We start from the raw sequence: 17,582 nt of genomic DNA, 5'->3' as shown, positions 1-17,582 counted from the left end.
CCCTCGACACCCGCTCACAGCGCCCCGGAGGCGCAACGAGCCTCAAAAAAGGGGAAAAGAACCGCGGCCGGCCGGGATGACTCCACAGGTCAGGGCGTTGTCGTACGGCTCGGCCGCGGGTCGGTGGGGGCCTGTGTCAGCCCAGGCGCGAGACGAGTGCGCGGTATTCGTCCCACAGTTCCTTCGGGGTGTGGTCGCCGAAGGTGTTGAGGTGTTCGGGGATGAGCGCCGCCTCTTCGCGCCACACGTCCGCGTCGACCTTCAGCAGGAAGTCGAGGTCCTCCTCGGAGAGGTCGAGGCCGTCCGTGTCGAGCGCGTCGCGCGTCGGCAGGATGCCGATGGGCGTCTCGACGCCTTCGGCCCTGCCTTCCAGGCGTTCCACGATCCACTTCAGGACGCGGCTGTTCTCGCCGAAGCCCGGCCAGACGAACGTGCCCGCGTCGTTCTTGCGGAACCAGTTCACGTAGTAGATCTTCGGCAGCTTCGACGGGTCGGCGTTCTTCCCGATCTTGATCCAGTGGGCCATGTAGTCGCCCATGTTGTAGCCGCAGAACGGCAGCATCGCGAACGGGTCGCGGCGCAGTTCGCCGACCTTGCCCTCGGCGGCGGCGGTCTTCTCGGAGGCGACGTTGGCGCCGAGGAAGACGCCGTGCTGCCAGTCGAAGGACTCGGTGACCAGCGGCACGGCGGTGGCGCGGCGTCCGCCGAAGAGGATCGCGGAGATCGGCACGCCCTTGGGGTCCTCCCACTCGGGCGCGATGATCGGGCACTGGGAGGCGGGCACGGTGAACCGGGCGTTCGGGTGGGCGGCCGGGGTGCCGGACTGCGGCGTCCAGTCGTTGCCCTTCCAGTCGGTGAGGTGTGCGGGCGTCTCCTCGGTCATGCCCTCCCACCACACGTCTCCGTCGTCGGTGAGCGCGACGTTGGTGAAGACGGCGTTGCCCCACAGGGTCTTCATGGCGTTGGCGTTGGTGTGCTCGCCGGTGCCGGGCGCGACGCCGAAGAAGCCGGCCTCGGGGTTGATCGCGTAGAGGCGGCCGTCCTCGCCGAACCGCATCCAGGCGATGTCGTCGCCGATCGTCTCGACGGTCCAGCCGGAGATCGTGGGCTCCAGCATCGCGAGGTTCGTCTTGCCGCACGCGGAGGGGAAGGCGGCGGCGACGTACCTGGCCTCGCCCTGCGGCGGGGTCAGCTTCAGGATGAGCATGTGCTCGGCGAGCCAGCCTTCGTCGCGCGCCATGACGGACGCGATGCGCAGCGCGTAGCACTTCTTGCCGAGCAGGGCGTTGCCGCCGTAGCCGGAGCCGTACGACCAGATCTCGCGGGTCTCCGGGAAGTGCGAGATGTACTTGGTGGTGTTGCACGGCCACGGCACGTCGGCCTGGCCGGGCTCCAGCGGGGCGCCCAGGGTGTGGACGGCCTTGACGAAGAAGCCGTCCTCGCCGAGCTCGTCCAGGACGGCCTGGCCCATGCGCGTCATCGTGCGCATCGAGACGGCGACGTACGCGGAGTCCGTGATTTCGACGCCGATCGCGGAGAGCGGCGAGCCGAGCGGGCCCATGCAGAACGGCACGACGTACATGGTGCGGCCGCGCATCGAGCCGCGGAAGACGCCCTGCTCACCGGTGAAGACCTCGCGCATCTCGGCGGGGGCCTTCCAGTGGTTGGTCGGGCCGGCGTCCTCCTCCTTCTCGGAGCAGATGAAGGTGCGGTCCTCGACGCGCGCCACGTCGGTCGGGTCGGACGCGGCGTAGTAGGAGTGGGGGCGCTTGATCGGGTCCAGCTTCTTGAAGGTGCCCTTGGCCACGAGCTCCTCGCACAGGCGCTCGTACTCGGCCTCGGAGCCGTCGCACCAGACCACTTGGTCCGGCTGCGTGATCGACGCGATTTCGTCGACCCAGGTGATGAGGGCCTGGTGCTGGGTGGGGGCGGTGCTGGGAGCCGCGTTTCGGCGCGCCACGGTTGCTCCTTGTTGAGGGTTTTGTGGTTGTTGCCCCGTGGGGGCTGCGACCCGGACGCTGCGTGGGTTTGCGCTCATCCGGTGCCGACCGCACTCATTTGATCATCCGACGCGAATGCGCATATGTCCAGAGGGCCTCTCACGTGAGCATCGCCACGTGTGTCCCGGCTCCTACGGGAGCGTAGGTAGCATTTCGACATGACCGCCGCCGTGATCGAGCAGACCGACGCCGACGCCGACGCCACCTCGCCCCTCACGTCCGTGAAGCCGCGACTGCGCGGCTGGCTGCACGCCGGGATGTTCCCCGCCGTGCTGGTGGCGGGGCTCGCCCTGACCGCCCTGGCCGACTCGGCGCGCGGCCGTGTGGCCTGCGGCGTCTACGTGCTCACTGCCTGCCTGCTGTTCGGCGTGAGCGCCCTGTACCACCGGGGGAACTGGGGGCCACGGGCCACGGCCGTGCTGCGGCGCCTGGACCACGCCAATATCTTCCTGATCATCGCGGGTACGTATACCCCGCTGACGCTGCTCCTGCTCCCCGGCTCCACCGGCCGGGTGCTGCTGTGGGCCGTCTGGGCCGCCGCGGCTGCGGGCATCGCGTTCCGCGTGTTCTGGGTCGGCGCGCCGCGCTGGCTGTACACGCCGTGCTACATCGCCATGGGCTGGGCGGCCGTGTTCTTCCTGCCGGACTTCCTGCGGACGGGCGGCATCGCCGTGCTGGTCCTCATCGTGGTCGGCGGCGTGCTCTACAGCCTGGGCGGCGTGGTGTACGGCCTGAAGCGGCCGAACCCGTCACCGCGCTGGTTCGGCTTCCACGAGGTGTTCCACTCGTTGACGCTCGCCGCGTTCGTCGTCCACTACGTGGGCATCTCGCTGGTGGCGTACCGGCACGCGTAGGCCCCGGCGCGTAGGCCCCAGCGCGTAGGCCCCGGCGCGCGCAGGACACCGCGCGCCGGGGTCCGCCCGGGGGTCAGTGACCGCCCAGTTGCCGCGCCAGCCGCGCCGGGTCGGTCGTCGGGGCGTCGCAGGTGAAGTGGCGGCAGACGTACGCCGCCGGGCCCCCGTCGACCAGGGGCCGGTCACGCAGCAGCGGGAACTCGTCGCTGTCGGGCTCCCCCACGGCGACCACGGCGCCCGGGGCCGTACCGAGCAGCGCCGCCCGGTGCAGCGCGCGCGTGGCCGCGTCGCCCGCCGGACCGGCGACCGCCACCTCGCGCGGGCCGTCCAGCAGCGCTTCCGCGACCGCCAGGCCCCAGCCGATGAACCGGGGGGCGCGCGGCCCCAGCGCCCTCACCACGCCGAGCGCCCGTTCCGCGGCGGTCCGGTGCGCCTCCGAGCCGGTGTGCGCCGCGTACGACAGCAGCGCGCCGGCAGCCGCGGTCCAGCCGGAGGGCGCCGCGTTGTCGGTGGGGTCCTGGGGGCGGCGGATCAGCGGCTCGGCGTCGTGCGCCGTGTCGTACAGCGCGCCCCCCTCGCCCTGGAAGCGGTCGAGCACGATGTCGAGCAGGAGGCCCGCGAACTCCAGCCAGACGCCCTCGCCGGTGACCGCGGCCAGCGCGAGGAAGCCCTCCGCCACGTCGCCGTAGTCCTCCAGCACGCCGGCGTTCGCCCCGGTCCGGCCGTCCTTCGACGTCCGGGCCAGCCGCCCGCCCTCGTCGAGGTGCACGCGGACGAGCAGGTCGGCGGCCTCCGTGGCGCGCTCGACCAGGTCGGGACGGTCGAAGCAGGCACCGGTCTCGGCGAGCGCGGCGACGGCGAGGCCGTTCCACGCGGCGACGACCTTGTCGTCGCGGCCCGGCCTGGCCCGCTCGTCCCGCGCCGCGAGGAGCCGCCGCCGGATCCGGTCGAGCCGCTCGGCGTCCACGACCCCGGCGCCCTGCGGCATCTGGAGCACGGACGCGCCCTCCTCGAAGGTGCCCTCCTCGGTGACGCCGTAGAACCGCGCGGCGTACGCGGCGTCGTCCTCGCCGAGCACCTCGCGCAGCCGCTTCGGCGTCCACACGTAGTACGCGCCCTCGACGTGCCGCCCCGTGCCGTCGTCGGAGTCGGCGTCCAGCGCGGACGCGAACCCGCCCTCGGGCGTGCGCAGCTCGCGCACCATGAAGTCGGCGGTCTCCAGGGCGACCCGCCGGGCCAGGTCGCTGCCGGTGGCCCGCCACAGGTGCGTGTACACGCGGCACAGGAGCGCGTTGTCGTACAGCATCTTCTCGAAGTGGGGCACGACCCACTCACGGTCCACCGAGTACCGGGCGAAGCCCCCGCCGAGCTGGTCGTAGATGCCGCCGCGCGCCATGGCCTCGCACGTGTCGGCGGCCATCTGCAGCGCGCCCTCGGAGCCGGTGCGGGCGTGGTGCCGCAGCAGGAACTCGACGGTCATCGACGGCGGGAACTTGGGCGCCCCGCCGAAGCCGCCGTGCCGTTCGTCGTACTCGCGGGTCAGCCCCAGCAGCGCCTGCGCCAGCTCGGACTCGCCCGGCACGCCGTCGTCGCCGCCGAGCGCCAGGGACCGGCCCGACAGCTCCCGCACGATGTTCCCGGCGACCTCGCCCACCTCGTCGCGCCGGTCCCGCCAGGCGGCCGCGACGCCCTCCAGCACCTGCCGGAACGACGGCATGCCGTGGCGGGGCGCGGGCGGGAAGTACGTACCGAAGTAGAACGGCTCCGCGTCGGGCGTGAGGAACACGGTCATGGGCCACCCGCCGTGCCCGGTGGCGGCCTGCACGGCCTCCATGTACACGGCGTCGACGTCGGGCCGCTCCTCGCGGTCGACCTTGACGGAGACGAAGTGCTCGTTGAGGTACGCGGCGGTCGCCTCGTCCTCGAACGACTCGTGCGCCATGACGTGGCACCAGTGGCACGCAGAGTAGCCGACCGACAGCAGAACGGGGACATCGCGCCGTCGCGCTTCCTCGAACGCCTCCGGTTCCCAAGGCCACCAATCGACCGGGTTCTCAGCGTGCTGCAGCAGATAAGGCGAGGTCACACCAGCCAACCGGTTCATACGACCCAGCCTCTCACAGCACCTGGCGCGACCGGCGAAACCCTCACGCGCCCGCCTCGCTTGGCCGAATTGCACTTGTGAGCCATCACGTGGCGGGGGGCTCCTCGCCCTCGGGGCCGGTGTCGAACTTTTCCCGGCGTTCGTCCGAGTCGGGCGGTCCGGCACCCCGGAACAGTAGGCTGGGCGCAGCAGCGCTGGACCTGCCGAGGCCCCTCGAAGGAGGTACACGATGGCCGCCGAGATGGTGGCGCCCGCGTGGATGCATTCGCAGATCAGCGCGGAGCAGTACGACTCCTGGTCCGAGGAGCAGTGCGCCGGCATCGAGATCGTGGACGGGATGGTCGTCGTGAGCCCGAGCGCCTCCAAGCGGCACAACCGGCTGGCCCGGCTCCTGGCCAATGCCCTGGACGCCGCCGCGGGTCCGGACTGGAACGCCGACACGGACTTCGACGTCCGCCTGCAGGACGTTCCGCTCACCAACCGCCGTCCGGACGTCATCGTCTACCGGGCGGAAACCATCGACCTCACACCCACCCGACCCGAGCACGTGCTCCTGGTCGTCGAGGTCGTCTCGCCCGGCTCGGAAACCACCGACCGTATTGTGAAGGTGGACCAGTACGCCAAGGCCGGCATTCCCTTCTACTGGCGGGTCGAACAGGCCGCCACCGGGGTCCCGCTCGTCTACACCTACATCCTCGACCCCGCCACCAGGGCCTACCGGGACGGCGAGGTATTCACTGGTGTGGTCAAGGCCGCCGCACCCTTCGGCGTGACCGTAGACCTGGGATCCGTCTGACGGCGCCGGAAGACCGTCTCGCCGGGCCTGCCCTCGTACTCACCCGGGCTCGGTCCCGACGAGCCGGCGGGCGCCGGCTCCACACGCGGCCCGCCCCGCGCCCACCGGGCCGGACATTCCCCCGAACCCCGCGAGGTCCCTCCATCGTGGCCGGCCTGTCGCGAGGTCGTGGTGCTCCGGGGCGGTCAACTCCGAGATCGCCACGGCGCTCCCCCGCTCCCCCCGGACCGGTCGGGCAAGACCGCAGGACCCTCCCGCACCGACCGGACCACCGCACCCCTCAGCGCCCCGGGTGGCCGCGCACGGCGGTGACACGCGACGGTCGACGGTCCCCACCGGGCCAGTCGGCCTCACCGGCGGCGTCGGGCCGGTACGGCGCACGGCGCGGCGGGGTTCCCGTACCGGGTACGAGGACCCCGCCGTGGCCGTCACTCCTGGGCGGCCGGCTTGGCCGGGGTCGAGGGGGACCCCGGCTTCTCCGGGGACTCCTCGAAGTCGACGCGGTTCATGTGCCGGTTCATCGACTTCATCAGGGCCCACACGGCGACGGCCATGACGGCGAAGACGATGAAGCCGAGGACGCCGGGCGTCACCTTGTTCTTGTCCAGCTCGGCGGCGAGGGGGACGAGCTGGGTCAGTGCCTGGTGTGCGCTCATGTCAGGCATTGTCCCGGATGCCCGCGAAGAGGTCGCTCTCGGGGAGGGTGGTGTCCACGAGGGATTTGGCCAGCTCGTACTCCTCCGTCGGCCAGATCTCCTTCTGGACCTCCATCGGGACGCGGAACCAGCCGCCGTCCGGGTCGATCTGCGTGCGGTGCGCGATCAGCGCCTTGTCCCGCGTCTCGAAGAAGTCGGCGCACGGGACGTACGTGGTGAGCGTGCGCTCGGACCGCTCGAACTCGTGCCAGCGCTTCAGCCACTCCCCGTAGGGCGACTCCAGGCCGCGCTCGACCAGCGCGTCGTGCAGCGCCTGGGTGCGCGGGCGGTTGAAGCCCTGGTTGTAGTAGAGCTTCAGCGGCTGCCAGACCGGTCCGAACTCCGACTCCGGGTACTTCTCGGCGTCGGCCGCGCCCTCGAAGGCCACCATCGTGATCTTGTGGGTCATGATGTGGTCGGGGTGCGGGTACCCGCCGTTCTCGTCGTAGGTGGTGATCACCTGCGGGCGGAACGCGCGGATGGACTTGACCAGCCGCCCCGCGGCCTTGTCCACGTCCTCCAGCGCGAAGCAGCCCTCCGGCAGCGGCGGCAGCGGGTCGCCCTCGGGGAGGCCGGAGTCGACGAAGCCGAGCCACTCCTGCTGGACGCCCAGGATCTCCCGGGCCTCGTCCATCTCCTTGCGGCGCACCTCGTGGATGTTCTCCTCGATGTACGGGTCGCCCTGGAGCTTGGGGTTGAGGACGGAGCCGCGCTCGCCGCCCGTGCACGTCACGACGAGCACGTCCACCCCCTCGGACACGTACTTGGCCATCGTCGCCGCGCCCTTGCTCGACTCGTCGTCGGGGTGGGCGTGCACGGCCATCAGTCGCAGCTGCTCAGTCAAGACTGGTCCTCAATGATTTGGTCAGGTCGCTCGGCTTCTATAGTGACGGAATCGGCGCGGGGGATATTCCGTCGTTCGGCGTACGAGAGGAACGATCATGGGCGTGACGGGCGAGCGGCTCCCCGAGGGCCGGTACGGCCGCGCCGCCGAGGCGCGCACGGACCGGCGGCTCACGATCGTCGGCTCGGTGCTGGGCGTCGCGCTGCTCGCCCTGGTCGGGTGGTTCGGCTACGACTACGTCGCGGGCCAGAAGGTCAGCGCCGAGATGATCAAGTTCGATGTGGTGGCGGCGGACCGCGTGGACGTGCACCTGGAGGTGCGCAAGGCGGACGGCGCGAAGGGGTACTGCACGGTGCGGGCCCTCGCGGAGAGCGGCGCGGAGGTGGGCCGCAAGGAGGTCCGCTTCGACCAGGCCGCGTCGCGCGTCGACGAGGTGATCACCGTCCGCACGACGGAGTCGGCCACGGCCGCGCAGCTCCTCGGCTGCGTCGCGGACTGACGCGCGGCCTCCCCGGCGACGCGCCGAACCCCGTGCGACCTGCGGCGTCACCGGGTCCGTGACATTCGTCCTCCCCCTTCGGGCACGTAATTGTTAGGCTCGTGGTTTCGCCCTCCCGGTAAGGCCGCATGCTTCTGGTAGGGCGATGCTTTGTATACCCAGCACCGACGAGGAGCACCTGTGACCCAGACCAGCGACAACGTCACCTGGCTCACCCAGGAGGCGTACAACCAGCTCAAGGCCGAGCTGGAGTACCTGTCTGGTCCCGCGCGAGCCGAGATCGCCGCGAAGATCGCGGCGGCGCGCGAGGAGGGGGACCTGCGCGAGAACGGCGGGTACCACGCCGCCAAGGAGGAGCAGGGCAAGCAGGAGCTGCGGGTCCGCCAGCTCACCCAGCTCCTGGAGCACGCGAAGGTCGGCGAGGCTCCCGCCGCGACGGGTGTGGTCGCCCCCGGCATGGTCGTGACGATCGCCTTCGACGGTGACGAGGACGACACCCTGACCTTCCTGCTGGCCTCCCGCGAGTACGCGAGCTCCGACATCGAGACGTACTCCCCGCAGTCGCCGCTCGGCTCGGGCGTGAACGGCAAGAAGGTCGGTGAGGACGCGGAGTACGAGCTGCCGAACGGCAAGACGGCGTCGGTCCGCATCCTGGACGCCAAGCCGTACCAGGGCTGAGCCCGCACCCCGGCACGGCGAAGGGCCGGGCGGCGCCCCTGCGGCACCGCCCGGCCCTTCGCCGTGCCCGGCCCTTCGCCGCGCCCCGGGCCGCGGTCAGGTGGCCGAGCGGTACTTGCGGACGGCCAGCGTGCGGAAGACGGCGATGATCAGCAGCGACCAGATGACCGAGGCCCACACGGGGTGCTGCATGGGCCAGGCGTCCGACGGGGACACCCCCGGGTTGCCGAACAGCTCGCGGCACGCCTGGACGGTCGCGCTGAACGGGTTCCACTCGGCGATGTGCCGCAGCCAGGGCGTCATGCGGCTCGCGTCCACGAACGCGTTCGAGACGAACGTGACGGGAAAGAGCCAGATGAGCCCGCCGGACGTGGCGGCCTCCGGGGTGCGTACGGACAGGCCGATCAGGGCGCCGATCCAGGAGAACGCGTAGCCCAGCAGGAGCAGCAACGCGAACGCGGCCAGCGCCTTCGGCACGCCCGCGTGGACGCGCCAGCCGACGAGCAGCGCGACGACCGCGAGGACGACGACGGTCAGCGCCGTCTGGACGAGGTCGGCGAGGGTCCTTCCGGTGAGGACGGCGCCGCGCGCCATGGGCAGCGACCGGAACCGGTCGATCAGGCCCTTGTGCATGTCGTCCGCGATGCCCGCGCCCGAGCCGGCCGTGGCGAACGTGACGGTCTGGGCGAAGATGCCGGCCATGAGGAAGTTGCGGTACACCGAGGGGTCGGTGGAGCCGCCGATGTTCATGGATCCGCCGAAGACGTAGCTGAACAGCACGACGAACATGATCGGCTGGATGAGCCCGAAGATGACCATCTCGGGGATGCGGGTCATGCGGATCAGGTTCCGCCGGGCGATCACCAGGGAGTCGGTGAGCGACTGGACGACGCCGCCGCGCGGGCGGGGCGCGGCGAGCCGCGGGGTGTCGGTGGCGGCGGTCACTTCACGGGCTCCTTGCGGGGGGCGGCGGGGGCGGCGGACGCGTCGGGGTCGTCCTGCCGCTCGGCGGCGTGGCCGGTGAGGGAGATGAACACGTCGTCGAGGGTGGGGCGGCGCAGGCCGATGTCGTCGATCTCGACGCCCCGGGCGTCCAGCTCGCGGATGACCTCGGCGAGCAGCTTGGCGCCGCCGGTGACGGGCACGGTGAGCTTGCGCGTGTGCTCCTCGACGGTGACGGAGCCGCCCCGGCCGAACCCGGCGAGCACCTCGCGGCCGGCAGCGATCCCGCCCGGCGCGCGCACGACGACCTCGACGCGCTCGCCGCCGGTGCGGGCCTTGAGCTGGTCGGCCGTGCCGCGGGCGATGACCCGGCCGTGGTCGACGACGCAGATCTCGTGGGCGAGGTGGTCGGCCTCCTCCAGGTACTGCGTGGTGAGCAGCAGCGTCGTGCCGCCCGCGACGAGTTCCTGGATGACCTCCCACAGGGCCTGGCGGTTGCGCGGGTCGAGGCCGGTCGTCGGCTCGTCCATGAACATCACGGGCGGGGAGACGACGAGCGCGGCGGCCAGGTCGAGGCGGCGCCGCATGCCGCCGGAGTACGTCTTGGCGGGGCGGTCGGCGGCGTCGGCGAGGCCGAAGCGCTCCAGCAGTTCGGCCGCGCGGGCCTTCGCCGCCCTGCCGGACATCTGGTAGAGCCGGCCGACCATGTGGAGGTTCTCGCGGCCCGTGAGGTACTCGTCGACGGCGGCGAACTGGCCGGAGAGCCCGATGGCGCGGCGCACCTCGTTGGGGTGCTTGAGGACGTCGATCCCCGCGACGACCGCCCGGCCGCCGTCCGGACGCAGCAGCGTGGTGAGCACGCGCACCGTGGTGGTCTTCCCGGCGCCGTTCGGGCCGAGGAGCCCCAGGACGGTGCCTTCGGGGACGTCGAGGTCCACGCCGTCCAGTGCTCGTACGTCGCCGAAGGTCTTCACCAGACCTTCCGCGTGAATGGCGCCTGGCATGTGATTGCTCCCGTGATGGGCGTCTTGGTGTGGTTCGGCTCACTCCCAGTGTGGGGATGCCGCGCTCCGGCGGCCCGGTGAGCGTATGATCCAGCCCACACAGTAACGCGATATATCGCGTCTCGCAAGGCACGGTCGCCCTTCGTGCGGAGCGGGTCGCGCCCGAACACCCCCCGGCGGGGCGGCGGTTCAGCCCAGGACCGTGTAGCCGGCCTCCTGGAGCGCGTGCTGCACCGCCGCGCAGTGCTCCGGGCCCTTCGTCTCCAGGTGCAGTTCCACCTCGACCTCCGTCAGCCCCAGCCGCGGGTCGGTGCGGACGTGGCCCACGTCCAGGACGTTGGCGTCGGCCACCGTCAGCACGCCCAGCAGGTTCGCCAGCGCGCCCGGCCGGTCCGGCAGGCGCAGCCGCAGGCTCAGGTAGCGGCCGGCCGCGGCCATGCCGTGCCGCAGCACCCGCTGGAGGACCAGCGGGTCGATGTTGCCGCCCGACAGCACGGCCACCACCGGCCCCTCGAACGACCCGGGGTCCGACAGCAGCGCCGCGACCGGGCTCGCCCCGGCCGGCTCGACGACCAGCTTGGCCCGCTCCAGGCACAGCAGCAGCGCCGACGACAGGGCGTCCTCCGACACCGTGCGGACCTCGTCGACGACCTCCTGGACGATCCCGAACGGCACGTCGCCCGGCCGGCCGACCGTGATCCCGTCCGCCATCGTGGGCCCGCACTCCACCGCCACGGGCCGGCCCGCCGCCAGCGACCCCGGGTACGCGGCGGCGGCCCGCGCCTGGACGCCGATCACCCTCACGTCGGGCCGCAGCGCCTTCACCGCGACGCCGACGCCCGCCGCGAGGCCCCCGCCGCCCATGCCGACGACGACCGTCCGCACCTCCGGGCACTGCTCCAGGATCTCCAGCCCGACCGTGCCCTGCCCCGCGATGACGTCCGGGTGGTCGAAGGGGTGGATGAACACCGCGCCCGTGTCGCGCGCGTAGCTCTGCGCCGCCGCCAGCGTCTCATCGACGACCTGCCCGCGCAGCCGCACGTCGGCGCCGTACTCGCGGGTCGCGGCGACCTTCGGCAGCGGGGCGCCGACCGGCATGAACACCGTGGAGCGCACCCCCAGCAGCGACGAGGCCAGCGCGACGCCCTGCGCGTGGTTCCCGGCGGAGGCGGCGACCACGCCGGCCACCCGCTCCTCGGGCCGCAGCCCGGAGATCCGCACGTACGCGCCGCGCAGCTTGAACGAGCCGGTCCGCTGCAGGTTCTCGCACTTGAGGTGGACGGGGGCGCCGACCAGCCCCGACAGGTGCCTGCTGCCCTCCAGCGCGGTCATCCGCGCGACCCCGGTCAGCATCTTCTGGGCGCCCCGCACGTCGTCGAGCATGACGTGCCGCGCGGGGTGAGTGGTGCGGAAGCTCATGGCAGCAGTCTCGCAGCTCGGGAAGTAGTCCATCTCGTTTGCGCAGCGCCGGTACGGACACGCGGCACTCCGCGTACTCTTTCCCCCACCAAAACCGACCGCCGCACGAGAGAGCCCCAGCCATGCCCACTTCACAGGACATGACGACTGATCTTGAAACCGGTCTCCTCGATGCCCTCCAGCACCAGGTGGCCGTCTTCGCCCGGCGGGCCGAGCAGACCCGCCTCGGCGGAACCGGTCAGCTCCGCAACTCGATGGACCGGGCCGCGTACCTGCTGCTCAACCGGCTCGACCAGGAGGGCCCGATGGGCGTGAAGGCGCTGGCGGCCGGGATGGGCATCGACTCGTCCACGGTGACCCGCCAGGTCGCGCCGCTCGTCGACACCGGCCTGGTGAAGCGGACTTCGCACCCGGAGGACGGCCGCGCCGTCGTGCTCCAGCTGTCGCCGCGCGGCCAGGCCCGCCTGGAGGAGGTGCGCAGTTCCCGCCGCGACCTGATGGCGCGGGTGACGGAGGGGTGGACGGCCGACGAGCGGGAGGCGTTCTGCACCCTGCTCACCCGCTTCAACTCGGCGCTCTCCGTCCGTCAGCTCGGCCTCCAGCCCGCCGACCCGGAGCCGGGCGGCCCCGCCTGACGCGCGGTCGGGCCGGCGGCTCCGCGCACGGCCCTTGACCGGGCACCGCTGCTGCCCTCAGATGAGGACGTGGCCGCAGAGGACTCCGGGTTCGCCGCGTTCGTGGCGGGGACGGCGGGCCGGCTGCTGCACGTGGCGACGCTCCTGACGGGCGAGCCCGCGCAGCCGCCCGGCGCCAACCCGCACGCCCAGCGGCTGCTGACGGCCGCGCTCGGCACGACGTACGCCCACTGGGACCGGCTGCGCGGCGAGGACCCGTACGCGTACGCGCGCCGCGAGCTGGCCGTGGGGTTCGCGCGCGCGGCCCGGCGGTTCCGCCGGGGGCGCGGCGGCCCGCTGTCCCGGCTCACCCCGCGGGAACGGCTCGCCGTGGTGCTCCGGCTGTACGAGGGGCTGTACGACGAGCAGGTCGCCGCGCTGATGGGGCTGACCGGGGAACGCGTGCGGGAACTGTGCCGGCGCGGCGTGGGGACCCTGCGCAGCGCACCGGGCGCACCGGGCGAGGCGGGGACACCGGGCGGGGCGGCGGCATGAGCGCCACCGGTGACCGCAAGGAGCAGGAGGTCCGCCGGCTGCTCGCCGGGGCGGCCCGCCCGTCCGTGCCGCCGGACCTGCTGGCCCGCGCCCTGGCCCACGGCGGGCGCGTCCGGCGCCGCCGGCGGCTGTGGCGGCGGGCGCTGTGGCTGCTGCTGGCCGCCGCGGCCGTGGCGTTCGCCGTGTGGGCGTGCGCCGCGGAGCCGTGGACGGCGCCGCCCCTGCGGACGACGCCGCCGCTCGAACCGTGGTGAGCGCCGGTCAGCCCAGTGCCTGGCGCAGGTCCGCGATGAGGTCGTCGACGTTCTCGATGCCGACGGACAGGCGCACCAGGTCCGCCGGGACCTCCAGCGCCGAACCGGCCGCGCTGGCGTGCGTCATCCGGCCCGGGTGCTCGATCAGCGACTCGACGCCGCCCAGCGACTCGCCCAGCGTGAACAGCTTCGCCCGGTCGCAGACCGCGACGGCCGCCGCCTCGCCGCCCGCGACGCGGAACGACACCATGCCGCCGAAGCCGCGCATCTGCTTGGCGGCGATCTCGTGGCCCGGGTGCTCCGGCAGGCCCGGGTAGAGGACCTGCGTCACCTTCGGGTGCCGGGTCAGCATCTCCGCCACGCGCGCGGCGTTCTCGCCGTGCCGGTCCATGCGGACGGCGAGGGTCTTGATGCCGCGCAGCACGATCCACGAGTCGAACGGCCCGGCCACCGCGCCCATCGCGTTCTGGTGGTACGCGAGCTCCTCGCCGAGCGCCTCGTCCGCCGTCACGAGCGCGCCGCCCACCACGTCGGAGTGGCCGCCCATGTACTTGGTGAGCGAGTGCACGACGACGTCCGCGCCGAGCGCCAGCGGCTGCTGGAGGTACGGCGAGGCGAAGGTGTTGTCGACGACCAGCTTCACGCCGGCCCCGCGGGCCACCTCCGCGAGGGCCGCGATGTCGGTGATGCCGAGCAGCGGGTTCGACGGGGTCTCGACCCAGATCGCCTTGGTGCGGTCGGTGAGCGCGGCCCGCACCGCCGCCGGGTCCGACGTGTCGGCGACCGACCACTCGACGCCCCAGCGCGAGACGACCTTCGCGAACAGCCGGAACGTGCCGCCGTACGCGTCGTTGGGGATCACCACGTGGTCGCCGGGGGCGAGCAGGGCGCGCAGCAGGCAGTCCTCGGCGGCGAGCCCCGACGCGAACGCCAGGCCGCGGCGACCGCCCTCCAGCGCGGCGAGGTTCTCCTCCAGCGCCGTACGGGTCGGGTTGGCGCTGCGGCTGTACTCGTAGCCGCCGCGCAGGCCGCCGACCCCGTCCTGCTTGTAGGTGGAGACCTGGTAGATGGGCGGGACGACCGCGCCGGTCAGCGGGTCGGCGGTGTTGCCCGCGTGGATGGCGCGGGTCTCGAAGTTCTGGTGGGTGTGCTCGTCGCTCATGGGGCGAGCGTAGTGCGGCGGACGCGCCCGGCGCCTTGCGGCGGGCGTCCGGGACAATGGGCACATGGTGGAGATTCTCTGGTTCCTGTTCGCCGTCGGCCTGATCGCCGCGGTCGTCGCGCCCTGGCTGCTGCGGCGCCGCTCCGGCGGCATCCGCCTGGTCGAGCCCGGCGCGCCGGACGCCGCCGACCCGCTCGCCTACGGCTTCGTGCGGCAGGAACTGCTCGACGTCCGCATGCCCGGCCCGGACCAGGACCTGGTGGAGGTCCTCGACGTCGTGCAGCGCACCCAGGACTGGCGGGCCGCGTCGCAGTTGCTGGCCGGTACGCCCAAGGAGGGCGAGGTGCGCTGGCAGCGGGTACAGGCGTTCGCGGGCGCCGCGTCGCTGGAGCTGGCGCAGCGGCCGGGTGCCGGCGGCGCCTGGCTGCGGGCGTGGCGGGCCGAGGCGCCGAAGGACGCGGGCGGCGCGGCCGTGCACGCCGAGTTCCTGGTGCAGCAGGCGTGGCGGACGGCGGAGGTCGGCACCGACGAGTTCCGGATCATCCTGGAGGAGGCCCGGACCGTGTGCGGGCAGGCCGCGCTGCTGGCCCCGGGCGACCCCGTGCCGTACATCGTCGAGCTGGCCGTCGCGCGTGGCCTGGGGTACTCGCACGAGCAGTTCGACCAGGTGTGGGCGAAGGTCATCGACCGGAACCCGCAGCACATGGGGGCGCACATCGCGGCCCTGCACTACTGGTGCGAGAAGTGGCACGGCTCCCGCGCGGACGCCGACCGGTTCGCCCAGTCCGCCGCCGCCCGCGCCCCGCAGGGCTCGCTGCTGGCCGCGCTGCCGCTGTTCGCGGTGTGGGAGCACCTGCCCGACCTGACGCTGGTGCGGGACTTCTACGGGACGCAGGTCGTGTCGCGGGCGGTGGAGGGCGCGCTGTACGCGGTGCACTCGGCCCGCCCGGACGACCCGATGCTGGCGCACGTGCGCCACCTGCTGGTCCACTTCCTGGTGGGCGCGCAGCGCTGGAGCGAGGCCATGCACCAGATCGTGCACGTGGACGGGCACGTCGGGGCGCTGCCGTGGACGATGAGCGAGGACCCGGCGGCGGAGTACGCGGTGTACCGGGCGCTGGCGGTGGCCGGGTACGAGGCGAACGGCGGCAGCCCGGCGACCCTGCCGCACTGATCTCCCGGACCGTTCCGCCTCCCCGGGCGCTCGCGGCGCCGGAGGGGCGCCCGGAGGCGGAACGGCCCCGGTGGAACACAGTTGCGATTCGCCCCGCCGGTGGGTGATACTCCGCTTCCCCCCACGCCTCTTCGTCATGCCTCTTTCCATCCCGTGGGGGGACTCTGCCCGATGGGCGCTTCCGTGCGCGCGCTGCGCGCCCTGCTCCTGCTCTCCGGTTTCTACCTGCTGGGCTTCGCCATGCTCGCCGTCCTGGCCGGCGCCGGCTGGGCCGCGGCGCTCTGGGCGCCCAGCGGCCTCGCCGTGAAGCTGTACGTCGTCGGCGCGCTGCTCGCCGTACCGATCGTGCGGGGCATGTTCATGCTGCGCACCCCGAAGGACGACGGCGCGTACGGCGTCCTCGTCACCGACGACCAAGAACCCCGCCTGTGGCAGGCCGTGCGGGAGCTGGCCGCGCAGGTCGGCACCCGCGCGCCCGACGAGATCCGGCTGACCGCCGACATGAACGCCTCCGTCAGCGAGGAGGCCCGGTTCCTCGGCCTGCTCGGCGGCACGCGCCGGCTCCACCTGGGCCTGCCGCTGATGACGGGCCTGAGCGAGGCCCAGCTGCGCGCCGTGCTCGCCCACGAGATGGGCCACTACGGCAACGCCGACACCCGCCTCGCCGCGATCACCGTCCGGGGCCGCGTCCAGGTCGCCCGGACCATCGCCCACTTCGAGGAGCGGGCCGGGAGCAAGGTCGCCAAGGAGCGGGCCAAGCAGGAGAAGAAGAACGAGAAGAAGCTCGCCAAGGGCAAGAAGGCCAAGGAGGTCGACACGACCGGCGTCGGCCTCACGTACCGCGCCATGGCGAAGGTCTACCGGGCGTACGGCCACTTCTACCTGCGGGCCACCCTCGCCGGTTCCCGCCGCCAGGAGCTCGCCGCCGACCTGGCCGCCGCCCGCGTCGCGGGCCGTGACGCCACCGCGTCGGCGCTGCGCGAGGTCCCCGTCCTGGACTCCGCGCACGACTTCTACATGAGCTCGTACGCGACCCTCGGCGTCGGCGCGGGCCTGCTGCCGCCGCCCGGTGAGGTGTTCGGCGGCATCCGGCACCTGCTGGCCGCGCGCGCCGGCGAACTGGCGGAGCTGCGCCGCGAACTGCCGACCGAGCCCGCCTCCCCGTACGACTCCCACCCGCCGATCGCCGAGCGCGTCGCCCGCCTGGAGGCCCTGCCCGACGACGGCCGCGCGTCCGAGCCCGCGGGACCCGCGCTGGGCCTGCTCGCCGATCCCGGTACGGCGCTGGTCGCCGTCGAGCACGCGGCGCTCACCCCGGAGGCGCTGCGGCTGCGCCGCGTCGACTGGCCGGAGCTGGTGCACGCCTCGATGACCGCGCACTTCGCCGAGGAGGCGGAGCCGCTGCGGAGCGCCACCGCCGAGGTGACCGGCGGCGACGGCTCGCTCGGTGCGCTGCTCAACGCGCTGGACCTGGGGGTCGGCTGGGAGGTCGCCGACCGGCTGCCCAAGTCGGAGCGGGCCGCGGCGGCGCAGGGCCGCGCGGCCCGCGAGTTCGCCCGCCCGGTGCTGCGCCGGGGCCTGGCCCGGATGGTCGCCGGCGAGCTGATCGCCCGGGGCGCGGCCCGCTGGGAGCTGTCCTGGTCGGAGTCGGCGTCGCTGCGTACGCCCCCCGGCTACGAGGACGAGCTGCCGGCCGCGCTCGACGCCGCGGTCGCCGACCGCCCCGACACCGCGCCGCTGCGCCGGCTGCTGGCCGCCGCCTGACCCGCCGGGGGCCTTCGCCGGCCCCCGCTCCCGTCCCCCGGGGCGTGCGCCCGCTCCAGGACCCGTCCCGGGGTACGGCTCCCTTCCCCGTGGCGCGCGTCCGTCCCCGGGGCACGCCCCCGCCCCCAGTCACATACCCGTCCCCGGACTCGCACCCGCCCCCGAGGCCACGCCCGCCTCCAGCCGCGCACGCGCACCCGCCCCCGAGACCACACCCGCCCCCG

General features: G+C 73.2%; 17 protein-coding genes. 9 read left to right on the top strand and 8 right to left on the bottom strand.

Features of this window, described 5'->3' with window-relative positions; all coding sequences use genetic code 11:
• Positions 1 to 136: 136 nt before the first annotated feature.
• Complete coding sequence (locus RND61_RS02055; RefSeq protein WP_315875865.1) at positions 137 to 1,960, bottom strand: phosphoenolpyruvate carboxykinase (GTP); 1,824 nt, start codon at positions 1,958 to 1,960, stop codon at positions 137 to 139.
• Between the two features lie 198 nt (positions 1,961 to 2,158).
• Between RND61_RS02055 and trhA the strand changes: the two genes are divergently transcribed.
• Positions 2,159 to 2,854, top strand: coding sequence for a PAQR family membrane homeostasis protein TrhA (gene trhA, locus RND61_RS02050; protein WP_315875864.1), 696 nt, complete (start codon positions 2,159 to 2,161; stop codon positions 2,852 to 2,854).
• A 73-nt stretch (positions 2,855 to 2,927) separates the two neighbouring features.
• Here the strand turns inward: trhA and RND61_RS02045 are convergent, their stop codons facing one another.
• The gene (locus RND61_RS02045) at positions 2,928 to 4,958 is read right to left on the bottom strand and encodes a thioredoxin domain-containing protein (RefSeq protein WP_315875863.1); all 2,031 of its coding nucleotides are present in this window, start codon (positions 4,956 to 4,958) and stop codon (positions 2,928 to 2,930) included.
• A 229-nt stretch (positions 4,959 to 5,187) separates the two neighbouring features.
• On the opposite strand from RND61_RS02045, the gene RND61_RS02040 reads away from it, so the two are divergent.
• Positions 5,188 to 5,754 carry a Uma2 family endonuclease gene (locus RND61_RS02040; protein ID WP_315875862.1) on the top strand — a complete coding sequence of 189 codons (567 nt, stop codon included), beginning with the start codon at positions 5,188 to 5,190 and terminating at the stop codon, positions 5,752 to 5,754.
• 428 nt (positions 5,755 to 6,182) lie between these two features.
• Here the strand turns inward: RND61_RS02040 and RND61_RS02035 are convergent, their stop codons facing one another.
• Both RND61_RS02035 and mca read right to left on the bottom strand, forming a co-directional pair.
• On the bottom strand, positions 6,183 to 6,419 hold the full coding sequence (locus RND61_RS02035) for a hypothetical protein (RefSeq protein WP_315875861.1): 237 nt from the start codon (positions 6,417 to 6,419) through the stop codon (positions 6,183 to 6,185).
• Positions 6,412 to 7,293 (bottom strand): mycothiol conjugate amidase Mca, encoded by an 882-nt coding sequence (gene mca / locus RND61_RS02030; RefSeq protein ID WP_315875860.1) that lies wholly within the window; start codon positions 7,291 to 7,293, stop codon positions 6,412 to 6,414. Before mca ends, RND61_RS02035 begins: the two co-directional genes overlap by 8 nt.
• A 97-nt stretch (positions 7,294 to 7,390) precedes the next feature.
• Between mca and RND61_RS02025 the strand changes: the two genes are divergently transcribed.
• Both RND61_RS02025 and greA read left to right on the top strand, forming a co-directional pair.
• Entirely contained in the window at positions 7,391 to 7,792 is a 402-nt protein-coding gene (locus RND61_RS02025) for a DUF4307 domain-containing protein (protein ID WP_315875859.1), read from the top strand.
• A 180-nt stretch (positions 7,793 to 7,972) separates the two neighbouring features.
• Positions 7,973 to 8,470: a transcription elongation factor GreA gene (gene greA, locus RND61_RS02020; protein ID WP_315875858.1), complete on the top strand. Its 498-nt coding sequence runs from the start codon at positions 7,973 to 7,975 to the stop codon at positions 8,468 to 8,470.
• Between the two features lie 96 nt (positions 8,471 to 8,566).
• Here greA and RND61_RS02015 read toward each other — a convergent pair whose 3' ends face one another.
• The 3 genes from RND61_RS02015 to ilvA all read right to left on the bottom strand — a co-directional run bounded on the left by RND61_RS02015 (position 8,567) and on the right by ilvA (position 11,835).
• Positions 8,567 to 9,415 (bottom strand): ABC transporter permease, encoded by an 849-nt coding sequence (locus RND61_RS02015; RefSeq protein ID WP_315875857.1) that lies wholly within the window; start codon positions 9,413 to 9,415, stop codon positions 8,567 to 8,569.
• Complete coding sequence (locus RND61_RS02010; protein WP_315875856.1) at positions 9,412 to 10,416, bottom strand: ATP-binding cassette domain-containing protein; 1,005 nt, start codon at positions 10,414 to 10,416, stop codon at positions 9,412 to 9,414. Before RND61_RS02010 ends, RND61_RS02015 begins: the two co-directional genes overlap by 4 nt.
• Before the next feature lie 189 nt (positions 10,417 to 10,605).
• On the bottom strand, positions 10,606 to 11,835 hold the full coding sequence (ilvA, locus tag RND61_RS02005; RefSeq protein WP_315875855.1) for a threonine ammonia-lyase: 1,230 nt from the start codon (positions 11,833 to 11,835) through the stop codon (positions 10,606 to 10,608).
• 122 nt (positions 11,836 to 11,957) lie between these two features.
• On the opposite strand from ilvA, the gene RND61_RS02000 reads away from it, so the two are divergent.
• The 3 genes from RND61_RS02000 (at position 11,958) to RND61_RS01990 (ending at position 13,258) form a co-directional block, all read left to right on the top strand.
• Complete coding sequence (locus tag RND61_RS02000; protein WP_315875854.1) at positions 11,958 to 12,470, top strand: MarR family winged helix-turn-helix transcriptional regulator; 513 nt, start codon at positions 11,958 to 11,960, stop codon at positions 12,468 to 12,470.
• A gap of 69 nt (positions 12,471 to 12,539) precedes the next feature.
• Complete coding sequence (locus RND61_RS01995) at positions 12,540 to 13,004, top strand: sigma factor-like helix-turn-helix DNA-binding protein (protein ID WP_315875853.1); 465 nt, start codon at positions 12,540 to 12,542, stop codon at positions 13,002 to 13,004.
• The gene (locus tag RND61_RS01990) at positions 13,001 to 13,258 is read left to right on the top strand and encodes a hypothetical protein (RefSeq protein WP_315875852.1); all 258 of its coding nucleotides are present in this window, start codon (positions 13,001 to 13,003) and stop codon (positions 13,256 to 13,258) included. The genes RND61_RS01995 and RND61_RS01990 overlap by 4 nt, the downstream gene beginning before the upstream one ends.
• A 7-nt stretch (positions 13,259 to 13,265) precedes the next feature.
• Here the strand turns inward: RND61_RS01990 and RND61_RS01985 are convergent, their stop codons facing one another.
• On the bottom strand, positions 13,266 to 14,420 hold the full coding sequence (locus tag RND61_RS01985) for a cystathionine gamma-synthase (RefSeq protein ID WP_315875851.1): 1,155 nt from the start codon (positions 14,418 to 14,420) through the stop codon (positions 13,266 to 13,268).
• Between the two features lie 67 nt (positions 14,421 to 14,487).
• Between RND61_RS01985 and RND61_RS01980 the strand changes: the two genes are divergently transcribed.
• Complete coding sequence (locus RND61_RS01980; RefSeq protein ID WP_315875885.1) at positions 14,488 to 15,594, top strand: hypothetical protein; 1,107 nt, start codon at positions 14,488 to 14,490, stop codon at positions 15,592 to 15,594.
• A 171-nt stretch (positions 15,595 to 15,765) separates the two neighbouring features.
• Positions 15,766 to 17,358, top strand: a complete 1,593-nt coding sequence (locus RND61_RS01975) for a M48 family metallopeptidase (RefSeq protein WP_315875850.1) — start codon at positions 15,766 to 15,768, stop codon at positions 17,356 to 17,358.
• Positions 17,359 to 17,582: the final 224 nt, after the last annotated feature.

The sequence above is a fragment of the Streptomyces tamarix genome, from assembly GCF_032423885.1.
In the GTDB taxonomy this organism is placed as follows: domain Bacteria; phylum Actinomycetota; class Actinomycetes; order Streptomycetales; family Streptomycetaceae; genus Streptomyces; species Streptomyces tamarix.
This window is presented reverse-complemented; position numbering and strand designations above follow the sequence as displayed.

What these genes read in the sequence shown, in the direction of transcription:
- trhA (WP_315875864.1), top strand. Translation starts at nt 2,159, where the DNA reads ATGACCGCCGCCGTGATCGAGCAGACCGACGCCGACGCCGACGCCACC.
- RND61_RS02045 (WP_315875863.1), bottom strand. Translation starts at nt 4,958, where the DNA reads ATGAACCGGTTGGCTGGTGTGACCTCGCCTTATCTGCTGCAGCACGCT.
- RND61_RS02040 (WP_315875862.1), top strand. Translation starts at nt 5,188, where the DNA reads ATGGCCGCCGAGATGGTGGCGCCCGCGTGGATGCATTCGCAGATCAGC.
- RND61_RS02035 (WP_315875861.1), bottom strand. Translation starts at nt 6,419, where the DNA reads ATGCCTGACATGAGCGCACACCAGGCACTGACCCAGCTCGTCCCCCTC.
- RND61_RS02025 (WP_315875859.1), top strand. Translation starts at nt 7,391, where the DNA reads ATGGGCGTGACGGGCGAGCGGCTCCCCGAGGGCCGGTACGGCCGCGCC.
- RND61_RS02010 (WP_315875856.1), bottom strand. Translation starts at nt 10,416, where the DNA reads ATGCCAGGCGCCATTCACGCGGAAGGTCTGGTGAAGACCTTCGGCGAC.
- ilvA (WP_315875855.1), bottom strand. Translation starts at nt 11,835, where the DNA reads ATGAGCTTCCGCACCACTCACCCCGCGCGGCACGTCATGCTCGACGAC.
- RND61_RS02000 (WP_315875854.1), top strand. Translation starts at nt 11,958, where the DNA reads ATGCCCACTTCACAGGACATGACGACTGATCTTGAAACCGGTCTCCTC.
- RND61_RS01990 (WP_315875852.1), top strand. Translation starts at nt 13,001, where the DNA reads ATGAGCGCCACCGGTGACCGCAAGGAGCAGGAGGTCCGCCGGCTGCTC.
- RND61_RS01985 (WP_315875851.1), bottom strand. Translation starts at nt 14,420, where the DNA reads ATGAGCGACGAGCACACCCACCAGAACTTCGAGACCCGCGCCATCCAC.
- RND61_RS01975 (WP_315875850.1), top strand. Translation starts at nt 15,766, where the DNA reads ATGGGCGCTTCCGTGCGCGCGCTGCGCGCCCTGCTCCTGCTCTCCGGT.